We start from the raw sequence: 17,611 nt of genomic DNA on the forward strand, positions 1-17,611 counted from the left end.
TTTTTGGAGTGGGTATGAATCACTTCGACATGATTCCAACTAAAAAAGGCATTGTATGATCAAAGCTAACCATACCATTGGGGCAACACTACTTGTTGCCGGAACGACTATCGGTGCTGCCATGTTAGCCGTGCCGCTGACATGCGGATTTATGGGGTTTTGGCCCTCATTACTCCTCTTTATTATTTGCTGGGGCTTTATGCTCTGTTCAGCCTTTTTTTTCATTGATGTTAATTGCGCATATCAAGATGAAACAAATATCATTACGATGGCAGGAAGAACGCTCAATGGTTTTGGCCGTACCATTGGCTGGGTTTTTTACATGTTATTGCTCTATGCTCTTGTTGCTGCCTATATTTCTGCCTCCGGTCCCATATTTGCAGAAGCCATTCAATATATCACGGGTTTGATCTTACCTCATTGGATTCAACCCTTTTTACTACCCATTTTATTTGGGAGTTTTATCTATTTTGGAACACTGGGTGTTGATTTAATCAATCGATTATTGATGTTAGGACTTTTGCTTTCATATTTGGTTTTAGTTGTGTTTGTTCCTCCACATATTGATCTTTCTAAATTGGCACATGTTGATTTTAAACTAGGATTGATCGGAGTGCCGGTTGTGATCACTTCCTTCGGTTATCACATTATTATCCCTTCTCTTGCGACGTATTTAAAACATGATAAAAAAGAACTGAGAAAGGTCGTGATACTGGGAAGTTTAATTACGTTGGTTATTTACATTTTTTGGCAAATTTTGGTTCTTGGCGTTGTTCCTGTGAAGGGTGAGATATCTCTTGCCCAGTCTTGGCTTTCGGGCAGCGCTTCCTCAGCAACACCTCTTGCTGCACTATTACATCAAAAATGGGTGAAAATAGGAGCTCACTTTTTTTCATTTTTTGCTATTGTGACATCATTTCTGGGTGTTTCGTTGAGTTTATCTGACTTTTTAATTGATGGATTAAAAATCAAAAAAACATGGGAAGGAAAACTTGGGGCTTGTCTTTTGACATTCGTTCCCCCTCTTATTTTTGTATTCACTTATCAAAGAGGATTTTTAATTGCCCTCGAGTATGCAGGTGCTTTTGTGGCAATTTTATTGATTTTTTTACCCGCGGCCATGGCATGGACATTAAAAAAACCGATCTTTTATCAAAAACTAAGGGGAAGGGCGTTATTGATGATTGTCATTGCCTTTGCAGCAAGTATTGTGGTCATTGATATTCTCAACAGCCGAGGCTTTTTTAATGAAGCATTAAAAAATTATTTGGACTAGGTGCCTGTTTTGTTTGAATTAAAATCAGAATTTATACCGCGCGGTAGCCAGCCCGAAGCAATTGAAGCGCTTGTCAGTGGAGTAAAGGCGGGCAGAAGAGCCCAGGTTCTTTTGGGGATTACCGGATCAGGTAAAACCTTTACCATGGCCAACCTCATTGCCCAAGTCAACAAACCCACTTTAATTTTAGCGCACAATAAAACCCTTGCCGCCCAACTGTATCAAGAATTTAAAGGGTTTTTCCCCAATAATGCAGTTGAATACTTTGTTTCCTATTATGACTATTACCAACCCGAGGCATATATTGCTCGAACAGATACGTATATTGAGAAAGATCTAGCCATTAATGATCAAATTGAGCGAATGCGTTTATCCGCAACCCGATCGCTTGTTGAGAGGAGTGACGTCATTATTGTCTCATCCGTCTCTTGTATTTATGGAATAGGTTCTCCTGATCATTATGCGAAAATGCGAATCCGTATCCATATTAATCAGGAAGTGCGACGCGATGATTTTTTACTTAAACTCGTTGATATTCATTATAAACGTAATGATATAGAACTTAGCCGTTCGACCTTTAGAGCAAGAGGAGATGTTGTCGAAATTGCCCTCGCTTACGAAGAAAACTTGGGAATTCGTGTCGAATTCTTTGGCGATGAGGTTGAAAGAATCAGTGAAATTGATCCTCTAACCGGAAGAGTTCTGAGACGAATTGATGACATATTTATTTATCCGGGATCCCACTACGTAACTCCTGAAGAGGTGAGGCTTGATGCTGTGGAATCCATTCGAGTTGAACTAGATCAAAGAGCGGCAGAGTTTGAAAAAGAAGGAAAAATGATCGAGCGCCATCGTATTTTGCAACGGACAAAATATGATATGGAGTTGATCAAGGAGGTAGGCTTTTGTAAGGGAATTGAGAATTATTCTCGCCATTTTGATAAGAGACCGTCCGGAAATCCCCCCTCTTGTCTACTCGATTATTTTCCCGATGATTTTTTAATGTTCATTGATGAGTCTCATCAGTCAGTTCCACAAATACGGGCAATGTATAATGGGGATCGCGCTCGAAAGACCTCGCTTGTCGAATTTGGTTTTCGACTTCCGTCCGCTTATGATAATCGCCCACTTCAATTTCATGAGTTTTACGCCCATCTCAATCAAGTGGTGTATGTTTCGGCAACGCCTAGTTTGTGGGAAGTTAACGAGTCAGAGGGCGAAGTCATTCATCAAATTATTCGACCTACGGGATTACTCGATCCGGAAATTGAAGTGAGACCGGCCCAAGGTCAAGTCGATGATTGTATCGATGCAATACGGCATGAAGTGGCTAAAAAAGGGCGGGTTTTAGTGACAACGCTCACAAAAAAACTCGCAGAAGATCTCTCAAAATATTTGATGGAAGTGAATATTAAGGCAAAGTACCTTCACTCGGATATTGTGACCTTAGAGCGTATTCAAATTATTAAAGATTTGAGGCGTGGTGAATTCGATGTTCTTGTGGGGATTAACCTTTTGAGGGAAGGTCTCGATATTCCCGAGGTAACGCTTGTTGCGATTTTAGATGCTGATAAAGAGGGGTTTTTACGCAGCGAAACGGCACTCATTCAAACATGTGGTCGAGCGGCAAGAAATGAAAATGGAAGGGTGATTTTATATGCTGATGTAATGACAAAATCAATAACGAATACAATTGAGATCACATCCGAGAGAAGAAAAATCCAAGATGAATACAATCAGAAGCATCAAATCACGCCTAAAACAGTTAAAAGAGAAAGAATTGAAACCCTGAATGAAACTTTTTTAGGTGAGTCATATACCAAAGAAAAACAAGAGCTAATTAAAGAAGAAAATTTTATAACCGATCCCAAAGAAATCAGCCGTAAGATTAAAGAGCTTCAAAAAGCGATGCATGATGCAGCTACAAAATATCAATATGAGGAAGCAGCAAAATATCGAGATGAATTGAAGTTCTATCTCTCTTTAGAAATGCTCGAAGGCGAATGAAAAGCAGAAAGTATTTAGCGCAAAATCCATTATTAATTGCCTATTTAAAACTCTTTGATGCCTTTATAAAATTAAAAAAAAGAAAAGAACCACCTGAGATTCAGCCTGAATTAATCAAGCGGGTCATATTATGTAATATTGCCCATCTAGGTGATGTTATCATCTCAACGGCTGCTATTGACGTTGTGAAATACCTATATCCAAACGCAAGCATTGGATTTCTAACGTCTTCTCATGCGCGAAAGGTCATTCAAAACCATCCTGATATTGATTCTAGTCATATTTTTGATCATTATAAGTTGAATAGGGCCCCGATCTCTCTCTTCCATAAAATAGTTTATCATGGCATCAGCCTAATGAAGGTGATCAAGGAAATACGCTCATATAGATATGATCTTGCTATCGATCTTTACTTCTATTACCCCAACTGCGCTTTTATTTTACACCAAGCAAAAATTCCATATCGCATTGGATTTACAAGCGGAGGAGGAGGCCAACTTTATAATGATCCAATCCATTGGATCGATCGGAAGCAACATGTGATTGATTATTACAAGGAGCTCTTTGAAAGAATATCCATTCGAAAAGACAATGAGATCCATCTTTCCCCTCGCTTACCCTATTATCCTGTAGATGTCTTTCAAAAATTTGCTCTTTCTCAATTTGTGATTTTTCATCCGGGAAGCGGATCTTCCCACAAAGAATGGGGCATTAAGCAATGGAGAAGTGCTTATCAACGGGTGATCGCGATGGGGTATCGAGTCATTTTCACCGGATCCGGAAAGAGAGAGTTTAATATGATTCATCAAATAGCGCATGAGGGGGATAATTTTTGTAACCGATTAAACTGGGAAGAATGGGTTGAGTGTACACGTCATGCTGCATGTGTGATTACTGTCGATACGGCAATGCAGCATATTGCTGCCGCAGTACAAACCCCTTGTGTTGCGCTCTTTACGGGGGTCAATGCAATCGAATTATTTTCCGGATATTCATCCCGATCATTAAATTTAATTCATCCCACTCAATGCTATCCCTGTCACCTCAAAAAGGGGTGCCGTTCTATGGCATGCATTCAAAACATTTCGGTTGATCAAGTGATTAATGGAATGCTTAAGCTATTAAACGGAGGCCAAGTGGGCCCAATCTCCCCTAGATCCAAGCGGGAAGCCCATACAGCTACCGACGTGATAGACAATATTCCCTAACCGTCAAAAAATCGCCTCTATTTTGAAGGCATCTCATAAAGTTTTGCATACTCAACAAGGAATTTATAACAGAAAATATAGATGTCTTTCATTGTGAATTGATTTTGAACTAGTGCCGTGGCTTGATCGGCGATTTTTTTAGCTTCATCATCGTGATTTTTTGCCCAATTGATTTTTTCAATTAAATCAGAATAGTCTTTCTTAACGGGGATATAATGGACCCAAGGTTTTAGTATAGAATGATACCATTGAATCAGATCGGAATCAGGCATAAATAAGACGGAATTTGAAAGCAATCTCCAAAAAGTTGCCGGGAAACAACAAGTATCCCCATCGATCACAATTTGATATTTATATTTTAGATGTTGAGAAATAGGCATTTTTTTATCGATGACAACCGATTTGCAAAAAAGGGAATAATCTTTTGTTTTCCATTCGAGAATGTGAGAAAACTTAGCATCGATGTGTTCTTGGTTTTTTTCACTTAGGGCAACGAGCTTGCCACGCGTGAGATCCTTCCAGTTATTGATATCATAAACTTCAAATGGGCCCGTATTTGCTCCTCTCCAAAATAATTTTTCTATTTTATCTTCCCAATTCCAAAAATAGTTGAGGTCAATCATTTCCTGGTATAAGAAATCCCAGTCATAGACGCCTTGATCATCATAAGTTAAACAAGGATCGAGGAAGAGTGCAATGTTATCCATTTCTTTTATTTTTGTTCCGGCTAAAATGGGGGTGTTAAAATGACGGGGGATTTGCCGGTGTGAAACGATCCCATCTTGTTCAAAATAATAAAACTCCATATCAGGGAGACCGAGTTCATGATTTAAGAGATCTAAAATTTTTCTCAGTCGGCCTTGCCCCAAAATTTGGCCTTTACTGATCCGATATTGGATAATTGATTTTTTAAATCTTTGGTTGATTTTTTTTGAAAATTTTAAATTGTTCTTAACTGAAGGCCTTGTTTTTTTTTTGAAAGGGCTAAGTTCCTTTTCGATGATTGGGATCATCCAGTCATATTTTGGCAGACTGATCTCATCATGCATGAGCGTCACTGAGCTAAAGACACAATTCGAATGAGAAAAGAAGAGAAGTAAAATAAAAAGAAAATTAAAAATTTTGGTATTCGGCATAGATCTTAAGAAGTTTAATGCAATAAATAATAAAACCTTTAGGGGATAAAAAATCAATAGCAAATAATCTGCCGTTTAGAGCAATGCTTCTTGCTTTGGCCTCATTTTTATAAGCCCAATTGATTTGCTCAAGTAAATCGGATAAATTTCTTTCAACAGGGATATAATGAATAAAGGGTTCTAAGGCATCTGAATACCATTGTTGGAATAACGAGTCGGGTTTGAAGAGTAAGGCTCCGGAAAGGAGTTTTGCTTCTTCATCAATGAGAGCAGTTCCATTTTGATCGAGATAAATAGCATATTTATAATGTGATTGTTCCAAATATGACTGGGGGGATCCCAATCCTGAACCCATACTTTCAATGAGTTTTTGATAATCGGATGATCTGAAATGAACGAGGCGTGTAAATTTGGCATCAATTAAGTCGGGTGAGAGTAATGAGAGGGCAACAAGACGGCCGCGGAGCATTTTTTTCCAGTTATGGATCCGATAGATTTCATGAGGGCCTAAAGTTTTTCCTCTCCAAATCATTTTAGGTTTTTTTTTATCCCATGAACATGATTGGTCTTTGAGTTGTTGATTTAATTCGATCCAATTTTTTTCCGGATTGATTGTATTCAAAAAATAACGATTCTGAAAACAAATGGCATTTGACATGTGTTTATTCTTGAAGCCGACTAAGATGGGGACGTTTGTTTTTGGTAAGTCAGAAGGATCAATAGGCCCATTGCCTTCAAAATAAAGAAAATCGAGATCCGGAAGAGTTGTGTGATTTAATATCTCTTGTAAAAGGTTAACACATGCTCCCCGGCCATGGATTTGATTATTGATAATACGGTAGCGGTTGATATAAGGCTTATTTTCTCGAGTGGCCTCTTCAATATCTTTTTTGTTAATGCGTTCAATTGTAAAATGAGCAAAAGCCCTTTCAATACTTTCATCCATCCAATCATATTTTGGATCGTGAATTTCATCGGGCAGTAGATCGATGCTAAAACCGTATTGCAGTAATAGGATGGAGAGCAGAACAAGGTACCGATAGATTTTATTAGTTCGGTTTATTAGTGGGAATCGGTTGGTATTTTTGATGCGATGCATACTCACACAGAATTTTATAGCAATAAATATAAAGATGTTTAGAAAGAAGGTGTTTTTGTGTAAAAAGGCTTCCTTTCTCAGCGATCTGTTTTGCTTCTTCATCATGTTTTTTGGCCCATTCTATCGATTGGATAAGATTGGAAAAATCTGCTCTGATAGGAATATAATGTTTCCAGGGAATAATGAAGAGATGAAACCACATCTTAAGAGGGGAATCCGGAATAAAAACGAGTGCATTAGAGAGGAGTTTCCATAAACTTCCCGATGATGAGCACGTATCGCCATTGAGACAGATTTGATATTTATATTGTATTTGAGCTCGTAGTGATAAAGGTTCAGATAGAGGAAGGCGCGCTTTTAATCGATCAATTTCACTCACCTTCCACGGAATAATTTTTGTAAAGCGAGCATTAACAAGCATTGGATGAGAAAGAGTTAATCCAACGACTTTTCCTCGATTGACCTTTGTCCAGTTTTCAGGGGTATAGATTGCTTCCATTCCATTTGTTTCACCTCTCCAAATCAACATGTTGATTTTATCTTCCCAAGGTGAGGTTTTATTGATATCAATGACTGTATTTCCTACCATTTCCCAATCGCGAATTGTTTTTTTGCCCACATCAAAATAGGGATAATGATAGAGGATCACATTTTTACAGCTTTCATGCTTATATCCGGCTAAGAGCGGAGCAAGTGTTTTTGGAAGTTGATCGCGGTAAATCGGACCGTTTGACTTGTAGTAAAGGCAATCGACATCAGGGAGGGGAATCACAGATAGGAGTTTCTGAATTACCTCCTTACAGATCCCTTCTTCACCATAGTAGCGATTATTGATGACTTGAAAGCGAATGATGTTGGGTTTATTTTCTGCCGCTGCATCTGCAATCATTGATTTTGTGATTCCTTGAGTATGAAAGGGAGTGAATTGAAGCCGTATTTGCCGATCCATCCATTGGTATTGGGAATCAGTAAAATCCTCTTTCATCAATTCTATTCCGGAAATACAAGGGATGAATAACCAACTGACTAGAATAGAATATACAATGTAGGGCATAATGAACCTATTTAAAAAATCCCCTCCATAAATAGAGGAGGTTTTTTTGATGGTTAAGGAATATTGGCTATGAATGGTTAGGCGCGTGAGAGCCCCCGCTTGGCCTCCGTTCAATTAATCTATCGGGGAATTCCCACTCTTTTTTTATAATGAGATGTCAAAAAAATTAAAACCCATTTTTTTAGGCTCTTTCACAACCCTTATTTCTAAGGGAATAGGTTTACTTTGTCAAATTTTCACAACCGGGTACTTGGCCCAAGTTTTTTCATCTGAACAGTTTGGTTTGTGGGCCATTTTCTTGAGTTTTTTGATGCTCTCGCCTTGCTTTGATCTAGGATTAGGGGGGGCTGCTTTACGCAATCAATTAATTCATTTAAATCACCAAAAAGATCGGGACAATGAAAACAAATATTATGTTTCCATCACGACTCTTTTATTTATTTTATATGTCGGGATTGGACTACTTTCCTTTATCGTATTTTCTCTCATTCCTTGGGGGCAAATTTTTCATATCCATGATCCCCAATTGCACAAGGAAATCCAATCTCTATTGCCATGGGTGTCTATTTTGCTGTGTCTGCGTATTCCATTTGCGATGAATGCGGATGGGTTTTATGCCTATCACGAAACACATATTCGTGGAATATTAGATGGTGTTGAATCGCTTTTGTTATCTTTATTCCTAATTCTTATGATTGAGATGCATGTTTCATTTACTGCAATGGTATATCTTTATTTTGCAGGGTATCTCCTCACGTCGATTGCCTCATTTATCTTTTTTCTATTACGTCGTCATTGGAAATGGGTGCGAGTTTCCGTCTCAGAAGCATTTTTTATTTTTTATCCTAAAATGAAGCTTGGGTTCTTTTTTTGGATGCAAAATTTATTAAGCGTATTGATCATTTCACAACTGCCTACTCTGATTAGCGCCATAATCGATATGAAGCAACTGGGTGAATTTAGCCTGATCTATCGTCTTTCTACATTATTTTTAGGAATCCACTTCTCAATGATGAATCCATTATGGAGTCATTATGCCCAAATGGCAGAGGAGAAGGATTTTTTATGGATTAGGAAGACATTTTTGTGGTCGTTACTGATCGCAGTGATTTTATGCATGGGGGTGGTCCCATTCATTACTTTCTTTCATACTCCGGTGATTCAAATATGGGCTCATCAATATGTCAATGAGCCTTATCAAGGTTTCTATATAGGACTTTGGATATTTATAAATATTGCAGTGAATTCGTATACAACCTTAATGAATGCGCTCTCTCAGGCCAAGCTCTTATTCAGTATTTATTTATTTGCATTATCTCTTATCGGTATCTTGGTTTTTCTATTTCATCCCTATTTAACAATCGAGCGAATATTATGTTTATATATTCTTGTTTTTAGCGCTGTTGTGCTCTGTTTGCATTTTTTTGGTTATCGACGTGTTCTCATTAAGGAAGTCAATGTCTAAAAAATTTTTAATCATTAAAATTGGGGCATTGGGCGATATCATTATGACACTCCCTATTTTGTCTTATATTAAAAGAAATGCCCCGGATGCTCAAATTGATTGGCTATGCGGAATGCAAGGTCGGTGTATCATTGAAGCGACTCATTTAGTTGATCGAATGTATACAATTGATGAACACAAGCTTCTATGGGGGCATTTTTTTCACAAGTTTCGACAAGTATGGAAGGCATGGAAGCAGATTGCTTTTCATAGGTATGACTATATTTTATTGGCTCATGCTGATCGGCGTTACCGGTTTTTATCCTTATTTAGCATTGCAAAAGAAAAGCGCTTCTTATCGGATAATCAAAATAATGAGATGATTCCCGGGCGATATCATGGAAACGAATATATTCGCATTTTACTATATCAGCAGTTGGAAAGGGATGAATTGCTCATCTTTCCCGACATTCGGCAGCAGGTTTCACCGGACATGCAACAATTTATCAAACAAATTCCCAATGCCTATGTTGTCATGAATCCCGGGGGGAATCCCTTAACTGAGCCCGGGAAGTTTTTAAGAATGTGGCCCCTTGAAATGTATAAAAAACTAGCATTAGATCTTGCAAGCCATGGTATAATGACAGTCCTTATTGGGCACTGTTCTGATGAGACGAATTTGCAGTTTTTTCAGGGGGAGCATGTGATTAACTTCGTTGGTAAAACGGGCTTTATTGATTTGGTTTTTTTATTTCAAAAAGCAAAAGCAGTGATTACTCATGATAGTGGTCCAATGCATTTGGCTGTTTGGGCTAAAGCACATTTAATTGCACTTTTTGGGCCCACAAGGCCGAGTGAGAAATTACCGATGCATGATCCTAATTATGCCCAAAGAATTTACTGCCTATGGGGAGGTGAACAATTAAAATGTCGCCCTTGTTATGATGGCAGGATGTATGCCCCTTGTCGGCAGCCGGTGTGTATGCATTTAATTGATCGTTCAAAAATTGTTCAAAAAATCATTGATTGGAATGGGTTGTGAAGAAGATTGCTTTTGTTCATGATTGGTTAGTTGCTAGCGCCGGGGCTGAAAAGGTATTAGAATCATTATGTGAGAGCTATTCGGGCGATCTCTTCACTCTTTTTTGTTCAAAAGAATGGGATAAAAAATGGAGTTTTCAACAACAGAAGTTTCAAACATCTTGGTTGGATTGTATTCCTTATATTGATAAAGCCTATCGCTACTTATTATCATTTTTTCCACAAGCCATTCAGTCATTTGACTTAAATGAATACAATATTGTGGTGTCGTCTTCCCACTCAGTTGCCCATCATATTTTAACACATGCAGATCAATTACATATTTGTTATTGTCACACCCCCATGCGGTATGCATGGGATTTATACCACCAATATATCCATACGCTAAGTAACCCCTTAGCGAGAATCTATGTCAAACGCGTTTTACATCGCATGCGACTCCTTGATTTTATAGCAGCCCAGCAAGTGGATTGTTTTATTGCAAATTCTTATACCACAGCTCGACGCATAAAAAAAATATATCAAAGGGATGTGGATCTTGTCATTTATCCCCCTGTTGATATTGAAAATTTTCAACTTGTCAAAGAGAAAGAATCCTACTTTGTTACGCTATCTAGATTGGTCCCATATAAAAAAATCGATTTGATGATTGAGGCATTTCGTCGTTTGCCAAACGAACGACTTGTTGTCGTTGGAGATGGGCCTGAAATGCGCCGACTGAAAGAAAAAGCCCCTTTAAATGTGGAGCTCATTGGATTTCAAAACACAACATCCTTACCGATGTTGCTTGGGCGCGCAAAGGCTTTTATTTTCGCAGCTATTGAGGACTTTGGAATAGCGCCAATTGAAGCAATGGCATGTGGGACACCGGTTATTGCGCTCAATCAAGGGGGAACTAAAGAGACGGTTCAACACAATCAGACGGGAATCCATTTTCAAGAACAGAGTTCTCATTCGATTATGGACGCGATTCATCAGTTTAATCAAGAGCAAGACCGTTTCGATCCCGAAAGGATTCGATCCTATGCCACACAATTTTCAAAAGAGCGATTTCAAGAGGCGATTAGAAACTATATAGAAAAAAAATGGAGTGATTTTCAATGAAAGTTGTGATCTTAGCCGGCGGAAAGGGGAGAAGGCTTTGGCCAATTTCCACTAGAGATTTCCCTAAAACACTTCATTCGTTAGGGGCTCAAAATCCATTGGTCATTGAGACAATTCAAAGGTTTCAAAACTTGTCAATAGGGGCTGAAATTTACGTGCAAACAGGCCCGGATATTTCATTGCAAATGAGGCAATTACTCGATGAATATGGATATCAAACCATTCCATTGATTATAGAGCCCTTTTCTAAAAATACCGCTTTTGCTGTTACGTTTGCGCTCAAAGAACTAAAAAAATCTTTTGGGCTTTGTGAAAGAGAGCCTATTCTTTTTTCCCCCTCCGATCATCAATTTGAATCGGATGATCCTTTAATTCATGCAATTTTAAATATAAAAAAAGATTTTGATTCCGGGTGGATTTATCTATTTGGGCTACAACCCACATCACCCAAAGTGGAATATGGCTATATAGAAGTGGGGGAAAGATGCGAAAATGGGAGGTATAAGATCTCTCATTTTCATGAAAAACCACATTTAAATGAAGCTTCGAAATATGCCCTATCTCGTCGCCATTATTGGAATTCGGGCCTATTTTGCACTACTTTTGAAACACTACAAAATGAATGTGAAAGGCATGCGCCTGATTTCAAACATTACTTGGAAAATACATATGAAGCAGAATTATTGCCCAGCCTTTCTTTCGATCATTTAATTTTGGAGAAGAGTATGCAATTAAGAATGATTCCAATTGATACGGAGTGGTGTGATATCGGATCATTTGATGCAATTTATGAAAGATGCAAAAAAGATGGGGATGATAATGTTTGCATCGGAAATATTCAATCTCAGAATTCTCATCGGAATCTCATCATTTCAAAATCAAAGCCTATTAAGATCATCGATGTCGATGATCTCATTGTAGCTGAATCTTCGGAGGGAATATGTATTATGAAGAGGGGGTCTTCACAAAAAAATCAAAATTTAAGCGAGACATGAAGATTAAATTATCACGAAATGAGGTAAAGAGTTATGAGGATCCTTCGTATCTAAATCCTACTCCTCCGGCTTACTTCAGTATCATCGCCGGTTTATTTATTATCCTTATCTTGAGTTCCTTTGTCGATATTACGAGGAAGGGATATCTTCAAAAAGAAGATATTATTATTAATAATGTTACTGTACAAAAGGCGACGGATCCATCTATTGATTATGACCAAATGTATCAACTCATTTCATCCTACTTGGATCGATTTGAGAGACCATTCACTCTGATTGAATTTGGAGCTTCTCAAGGGTATGTTTCTTTAAGATCTGCGTATGATTTTCCAAATAGTGTTTGTGTTATTTCGCTCGCCCTCCATCGTCATCAAGTTGTTTTTGAAGAGCATTTATATTCGATTTGTGAAGAAAATAACGCATGTGAAAATTTAATATTACTTGCTGAGCCGCTATCGCTTGATAAAATTTATCACCTCGCCGATTGTGAGCATTTTGATATTGCATTCTTGCCTCACATCATTGAAGATTATCAGAATCAATGGAAATCTTATCTCGAGGCGATATGTCGTTTGACATCGGCTGTGATCATTTCAATTCCTAAAGAAGGTTCATTTCCTCATTATTCAAAATATAAAAGAGATTTACTCGGATTTTTAAAATCAAGGCAAGCTGTTGAAATAGGTCAAAATTCAAATGGAGAGGTTTCTCTATTTATTCTCCATGCAAATCCCGAGTATTTAAAGCGGAAAAGTTGGGTCTTGCCGGAAATGGGTGAAAAATCGCATCGAATTATTTCAAATTTCGAAACAAAATGGCTTATGAAAAAAGAGAGCGATATGAATGGTCAAAAACAAATGACCAATTGGGAGCCGGGGATAAATCTTATTACATTTAAAATGTTACGAGGGATTTATCCTGAAAAAGAAAAGTTAAAAAAGGAATTGAAACGACTTCAATCTATCTTTCACACGGATTGGATGATCAATAATATGATCATACAAGGGAATTCTTTAATTTTAATTGACCATGATGATCCAAGGCGCGATCGGAATCCTAAAATCCATTGCTCAGATGAGCGATTAAAAAAGCATTGTGAGTTAATTGATCTAGATCATCCGGAAGAGATTAAGAAACGACTGCTGATAGGATTAGAATGAGAAGCTCCTTTTTTTGATAATCAAACAGTCATCTGCAAAAGTAGACTTTTGGCTTAGGCTGCTAAGGAAAAAAAAGATGGCCATCGTGGGAATATATAATATTGCGCCGTCGCTGATGGATAGAAAGAGATAAGTGATCAGTCCGCTCAAGATGGCTTGATGGATTTTTGAGTGCAATTTTTGAATGATCACTAATAGGATAGGCGTGAGAATTGCAACTAAAAAACTCAAGAGCCCAATGAGCCCCAATTGATCTAAAATACCCAAGTAAATAATTTCCGCAATTCCATTGAATGGTTTTGCCGGTAGAAAGCTAAACTCCTGAAATGTCGCAAATTGAGCATCTCTTCCTCCCATGGTTGAATCGATTAAAAATGCATTCGTATTTTCGAGAAGTCGATTGAGAAGATAAATAGCGCCTCCTTCAATCCCCATTGCAATAGGAATAGCCACCCAATCTTTGAATGAACGTTTTTTCATATAAAACAATCTGAGTGATTCGGAAAAGAGAAGCCCAAACCAAACTGTTCTAGAAAGAGTCAAGAGAAGGGAGAGTTTTACAAGAGATCGTTTTAGAAAAGATCCCTCAATGATCATGTATAAGGGGAGGAGCATGAGGAGACAAATGCCATATAAATTTCCATTGTTGTATGTGGAAATTAACTTAAAAATCCCTCCTCGATCGATACATTTTGCCTCTTCTAAAGTTCCCAGATCCTGAAGATTAATTGTTAAAAAGGGGATTTCAATAAATTTCCCGGTTAAGTGCTTGTATGAGAATAAAAAAATCCCATAAACGGCAATCAAAAAAATAGATCTCGATAGATAGTTCAGCAAGATCTGCCAATCGAGGTCCTCGAGGATATCAGAAAAAGCAAAGTAAAAGCCAAAAGGGAGAATAAAAAAGCTCATTAAAAATGCAATTGTAAATCCCATATTTTGCGTTCCAAATTGGAAGAGGGAGAGAATGAAAATGGATTGGAAGGGGAGAAGCGCAAATAAACACAATAAGCGCTCAAAGCGGATCGAATAGGATTTTCGAACAAGAGCAAAAACAATCAATAACCCTAAGAGAAGATACCCCCATGTGATGGGGATATCTTGGATTTTGATTCCCCCTTTAGGAAAAACAAGAATAAATGTAAGGGTAATAAAGAATGATACATATCGAAAATAGCTATAGATGGGATAACCTCACAACTCAGGTTATTATTCAATGTGATTTGAAATCACACGAGCTAACTTCATCATGTCTAAGGATTCTTTAGATCCAAAAAGTTTTTCCAGTTTTTCATCCGGAACGATGAGACGTCTATTTTTTTTGTCCTGAAGGTCATGCTTTTTAATATATTCCCATAGTTTTTTAGTAATATCGCCGCGGGTCATTTCTTCTGCATTGACGATTTCAGATAAGATAGCACTCAATTTATATAGCGGTTGAGCTCTTCCTTTCGCTGATTTGACTGTTTTACCCGATTGAGCCCGTGATTTTTTAGCCGGGGCAGGAGTTCTAGGGTGATTTGCGAATTTTTCTAGAATTTCCTTAACTTCGTTCCCGATCACATCACAGGAAGGATAGGTTGAACATGCATAAAAAGGTTTCCCAAACCGAGAGCGTTTTTGGACTAATCTTCCGGGACAACCCGTTGCCGGGCAGGCGGGAAGTTGTTCAGGGTGGAATTCACCTTTTTTGGGGATGTTGACAATTCCATTGCACTTTGGATATTTTTCACACCCAAAGAAAACTCCAAATTTACCGGCTCTGACTCGCATTTTGCCACCGCATTTTGGACAGGGCTGATCCCAATCAAAATCATCAATGTAATCATCTTTATTGAGCTCAAGTTCTTCAAGTGGAGCGGTATAATCGCAGTCGGGATATTTAGAACATCCATAAAAATATTTTTTGCGCGCCCAAATCTTCTCAAGATGATGGCCACATTTAGGACAAGGTTTGCTTGTTGGAATGCGCGGAACATGCGCCTCTTTTTCCGCTATTTCGACTTCAGGAATAAAGTTATTCCAAAAAGTCTCAATATAGTTTTTCCAATCGCGATCGCCTTCTGCAATTTTATCCAGCTTGTCTTCCATCTGAGCTGTAAAGGTAATATCCATAATGCGATTGAAATTTTGTTCCAGCATCGCACAAATAATAAAGCCGAGTTCAGTTGGTTTAAGAGTATTTTTTTCTTTAGCCGTGTACTCTTTACTTTGGATTTTATTCATGATCGTCGCGTAAGTAGAGGGACGACCGATTCCTGATTTTTCGAGTTCTTTGACAAGTGAAGCTTCAGTGAATCGTGCCGGTGGACGAGTGAATGCCTGAGAAATTTGCGTTTCAATGAGATGTAGAGGGTCATTTTCCTCTAAATCAGGTAATAATTTATCTCTCTCATCTGCTTGAGCATCTTGATCGAGATCACTTTTCTCTTCATATAAAACTAGGAAACCCTGGAACTTAATGACCGAACCGTGTGCTCTTAATGCTAAGTCTTGATCAGTATTGATATGACAAGTGACGGTATCATAAATGGCAGAGGTCATTTGTGAGGCAAGAAGGCGTTTCCAAATCAGATCATAAATTTTAAATTGATCACTTGTGAGGCGATTTTTAATGCTTTCAGGTGTGTGGTGAATATTTGAAGGGCGGATTGCTTCATGGGCATCTTGGGCTGATTTTTTAGTTGAATAAGAAGGGGGCGATGGGGGTAGAAAATCCCTGCCGTACTCCTTCAAAATATAATCCCCGGCTTCTTTTTGCGCTTCAGGCGCAATGCGAACAGAGTCGGTTCTCATATATGTAATCAAACCCTCATAACTTCCTCCACCTAAATCAACCCCTTCATAAAGACTCTGAGCAATACCCATTGTTCTAGATGCAGCAAATCCATAGTGGCGTGCGGCTTCCTGTTGGAGTGTTGAGGTGATAAAAGGTGCAACCGGGTGACGTTTCTTTTCCTTTTTTTCGAGCTTTTCAACATAGAAATGAGCTTTTTTGAGCCTGGATTCAATGGATTCGGCAGTAGTTTGATTGGAAATAAGGTAATATTCTTTCCCTTCAATTTGCTCTTTTTCTACTTTTTTCCCATCAACACTATATAAGCTACTTTGAAAGGGGCGCAATGATTGATTTTTTTGCAAAGTTGCATAAATATTCCAGTATTCAACAGGGACAAAAGCCATGATTTCTTTTTCACGATCAACCACTAATTTAAGTGCAACGGATTGAACACGGCCTGCAGAGAGAAAGCCATCCCTTCCCCTTTGGATCTTTCTATGAAGAATAGGCGATATTTTATAACCAACGATGCGATCGAGCAGTCGGCGTGCTTGTTGGGCATTGACTAAATTGATATCAATATCTCTTGGATGTTTCAGTGCTCCAACGACAGCATCTTTAGTGATCGAGTTGAATGTAACCCGCATGATTTTAGTTGATTTGGGTAGAATTTGTGCAATATGCCAGGCAATTGCTTCTCCTTCTCTATCGGGATCGGGGGCTAAGTAAACAATGTCGACATCTTTAGCGAGTTTTTTTAAATTCGATATGACATCCTTTTTATCCGGAAGGATTTCATATTCGGGCTCAAATCCATTTTCAACATTAATTCCAAATTTTTTTGCGGGAAGATCTCTTACATGGCCCACCGATGAGGCAAAAACATATTGGCTCCCTAAAAATTTTTTTAGAGTTTTAATTTTTGTAGGAGATTCGACTATGACAAGAGCTTTATTCATCGTACCGAATGGCTGTTCTTTATTTTAGGGAGATGACCGACTTGTAGGATAAATACATAAAAAAAGCATGCATTTTTTATATTTTCTATCTAAAGAGACGCATTACAGGGTCTCTTATTCTTACAACTTAGTATCATTCCTGTAAAAAAGATGGTTTTCAGGAAGTGACGAGTGCCTAATTGATAAGTGATCTCAGTACCGGATAAAATTAGATTTTCTAATCAAATTAGGACGTCTGCATTTAAATTTGTTTAAGTTTAACAAAAATAAAAAATTTTTATCAAATCATTTATAAATAAATGCTTATAAAATCTATACCGGGAGTGATTCAAGAGTTGTAACTTTTTAA

General features: G+C 38.0%; 13 protein-coding genes. 8 read left to right on the forward strand and 5 right to left on the reverse strand.

Annotation, left to right across the window (positions count from 1 at the left end):
- The first annotated feature begins 55 nt into the window (after nucleotides 1–55).
- From K9M07_02800 to K9M07_02810, 3 genes are read left to right on the forward strand one after another with little or no spacing between them, the layout of a single operon-like run.
- Nucleotides 56–1,276, forward strand: a complete 1,221-nt coding sequence (locus tag K9M07_02800) for a tyrosine transporter (GenBank protein MCF7852151.1) — start codon at nucleotides 56–58, stop codon at nucleotides 1,274–1,276.
- A complete protein-coding gene (gene uvrB / locus K9M07_02805) occupies nucleotides 1,277–3,283 on the forward strand; it encodes an excinuclease ABC subunit UvrB (GenBank protein MCF7852152.1) in 2,007 nt (668 codons plus the stop codon).
- Entirely contained in the window at nucleotides 3,280–4,491 is a 1,212-nt protein-coding gene (locus tag K9M07_02810; protein ID MCF7852153.1) for a glycosyltransferase family 9 protein, read from the forward strand. Before uvrB ends, K9M07_02810 begins: the two co-directional genes overlap by 4 nt.
- Nucleotides 4,492–4,508: 17 nt before the next feature.
- Here K9M07_02810 and K9M07_02815 read toward each other — a convergent pair whose 3' ends face one another.
- The 3 genes from K9M07_02815 to K9M07_02825 are packed head-to-tail and all read right to left on the reverse strand — an operon-like array spanning nucleotide 4,509 to nucleotide 7,780.
- Nucleotides 4,509–5,627, reverse strand: a complete 1,119-nt coding sequence (locus tag K9M07_02815; GenBank protein ID MCF7852154.1) for a hypothetical protein — start codon at nucleotides 5,625–5,627, stop codon at nucleotides 4,509–4,511.
- Nucleotides 5,605–6,726 carry a hypothetical protein gene (locus K9M07_02820; GenBank protein ID MCF7852155.1) on the reverse strand — a complete coding sequence of 374 codons (1,122 nt, stop codon included), beginning with the start codon at nucleotides 6,724–6,726 and terminating at the stop codon, nucleotides 5,605–5,607. The genes K9M07_02815 and K9M07_02820 overlap by 23 nt, the downstream gene beginning before the upstream one ends.
- Nucleotides 6,677–7,780 (reverse strand): hypothetical protein, encoded by a 1,104-nt coding sequence (locus tag K9M07_02825; protein ID MCF7852156.1) that lies wholly within the window; start codon nucleotides 7,778–7,780, stop codon nucleotides 6,677–6,679. Before K9M07_02825 ends, K9M07_02820 begins: the two co-directional genes overlap by 50 nt.
- Nucleotides 7,781–7,934: 154 nt before the next feature.
- Between K9M07_02825 and K9M07_02830 the strand changes: the two genes are divergently transcribed.
- Genes K9M07_02830 through K9M07_02850 form a run of 5 tightly spaced genes read left to right on the forward strand, consistent with a single transcriptional unit; the run spans nucleotide 7,935 to nucleotide 13,524 of the window.
- On the forward strand, nucleotides 7,935–9,245 hold the full coding sequence (locus K9M07_02830; protein MCF7852157.1) for a hypothetical protein: 1,311 nt from the start codon (nucleotides 7,935–7,937) through the stop codon (nucleotides 9,243–9,245).
- Nucleotides 9,238–10,266 (forward strand): glycosyltransferase family 9 protein, encoded by a 1,029-nt coding sequence (locus K9M07_02835; protein ID MCF7852158.1) that lies wholly within the window; start codon nucleotides 9,238–9,240, stop codon nucleotides 10,264–10,266. The genes K9M07_02830 and K9M07_02835 overlap by 8 nt, the downstream gene beginning before the upstream one ends.
- The gene (locus K9M07_02840; GenBank protein MCF7852159.1) at nucleotides 10,263–11,369 is read left to right on the forward strand and encodes a glycosyltransferase; all 1,107 of its coding nucleotides are present in this window, start codon (nucleotides 10,263–10,265) and stop codon (nucleotides 11,367–11,369) included. The genes K9M07_02835 and K9M07_02840 overlap by 4 nt, the downstream gene beginning before the upstream one ends.
- The gene (locus tag K9M07_02845) at nucleotides 11,366–12,364 is read left to right on the forward strand and encodes an NTP transferase domain-containing protein (GenBank protein MCF7852160.1); all 999 of its coding nucleotides are present in this window, start codon (nucleotides 11,366–11,368) and stop codon (nucleotides 12,362–12,364) included. The genes K9M07_02840 and K9M07_02845 overlap by 4 nt, the downstream gene beginning before the upstream one ends.
- Entirely contained in the window at nucleotides 12,361–13,524 is a 1,164-nt protein-coding gene (locus tag K9M07_02850) for a hypothetical protein (protein MCF7852161.1), read from the forward strand. The genes K9M07_02845 and K9M07_02850 overlap by 4 nt, the downstream gene beginning before the upstream one ends.
- Here K9M07_02850 and K9M07_02855 read toward each other — a convergent pair.
- Entirely contained in the window at nucleotides 13,516–14,586 is a 1,071-nt protein-coding gene (locus tag K9M07_02855) for a hypothetical protein (GenBank protein MCF7852162.1), read from the reverse strand. The genes K9M07_02850 and K9M07_02855 overlap by 9 nt on opposite strands.
- A 147-nt stretch (nucleotides 14,587–14,733) precedes the next feature.
- Nucleotides 14,734–17,262, reverse strand: a complete 2,529-nt coding sequence (gene topA, locus K9M07_02860; protein ID MCF7852163.1) for a type I DNA topoisomerase — start codon at nucleotides 17,260–17,262, stop codon at nucleotides 14,734–14,736.
- Nucleotides 17,263–17,611 lie beyond the last annotated feature (349 nt).

The organism is Simkaniaceae bacterium (genome assembly GCA_021734805.1).
Classification (GTDB): Bacteria; Chlamydiota; Chlamydiia; order Chlamydiales; family JACRBE01; genus Amphritriteisimkania.

Excerpts from the sequence above, each read along its gene's own strand:
- K9M07_02810 (MCF7852153.1), top strand. The coding sequence starts at position 3,280 with ATGAAAAGCAGAAAGTATTTAGCGCAAAATCCATTATTAATTGCCTAT.
- K9M07_02835 (MCF7852158.1), top strand. The coding sequence starts at position 9,238 with ATGTCTAAAAAATTTTTAATCATTAAAATTGGGGCATTGGGCGATATC.
- K9M07_02830 (MCF7852157.1), top strand. The coding sequence starts at position 7,935 with ATGTCAAAAAAATTAAAACCCATTTTTTTAGGCTCTTTCACAACCCTT.
- K9M07_02820 (MCF7852155.1), bottom strand. The coding sequence starts at position 6,726 with ATGCATCGCATCAAAAATACCAACCGATTCCCACTAATAAACCGAACT.
- K9M07_02800 (MCF7852151.1), top strand. The coding sequence starts at position 56 with ATGATCAAAGCTAACCATACCATTGGGGCAACACTACTTGTTGCCGGA.
- K9M07_02815 (MCF7852154.1), bottom strand. The coding sequence starts at position 5,627 with ATGCCGAATACCAAAATTTTTAATTTTCTTTTTATTTTACTTCTCTTC.
- K9M07_02845 (MCF7852160.1), top strand. The coding sequence starts at position 11,366 with ATGAAAGTTGTGATCTTAGCCGGCGGAAAGGGGAGAAGGCTTTGGCCA.
- K9M07_02850 (MCF7852161.1), top strand. The coding sequence starts at position 12,361 with ATGAAGATTAAATTATCACGAAATGAGGTAAAGAGTTATGAGGATCCT.
- K9M07_02825 (MCF7852156.1), bottom strand. The coding sequence starts at position 7,780 with ATGCCCTACATTGTATATTCTATTCTAGTCAGTTGGTTATTCATCCCT.
- topA (MCF7852163.1), bottom strand. The coding sequence starts at position 17,262 with ATGAATAAAGCTCTTGTCATAGTCGAATCTCCTACAAAAATTAAAACT.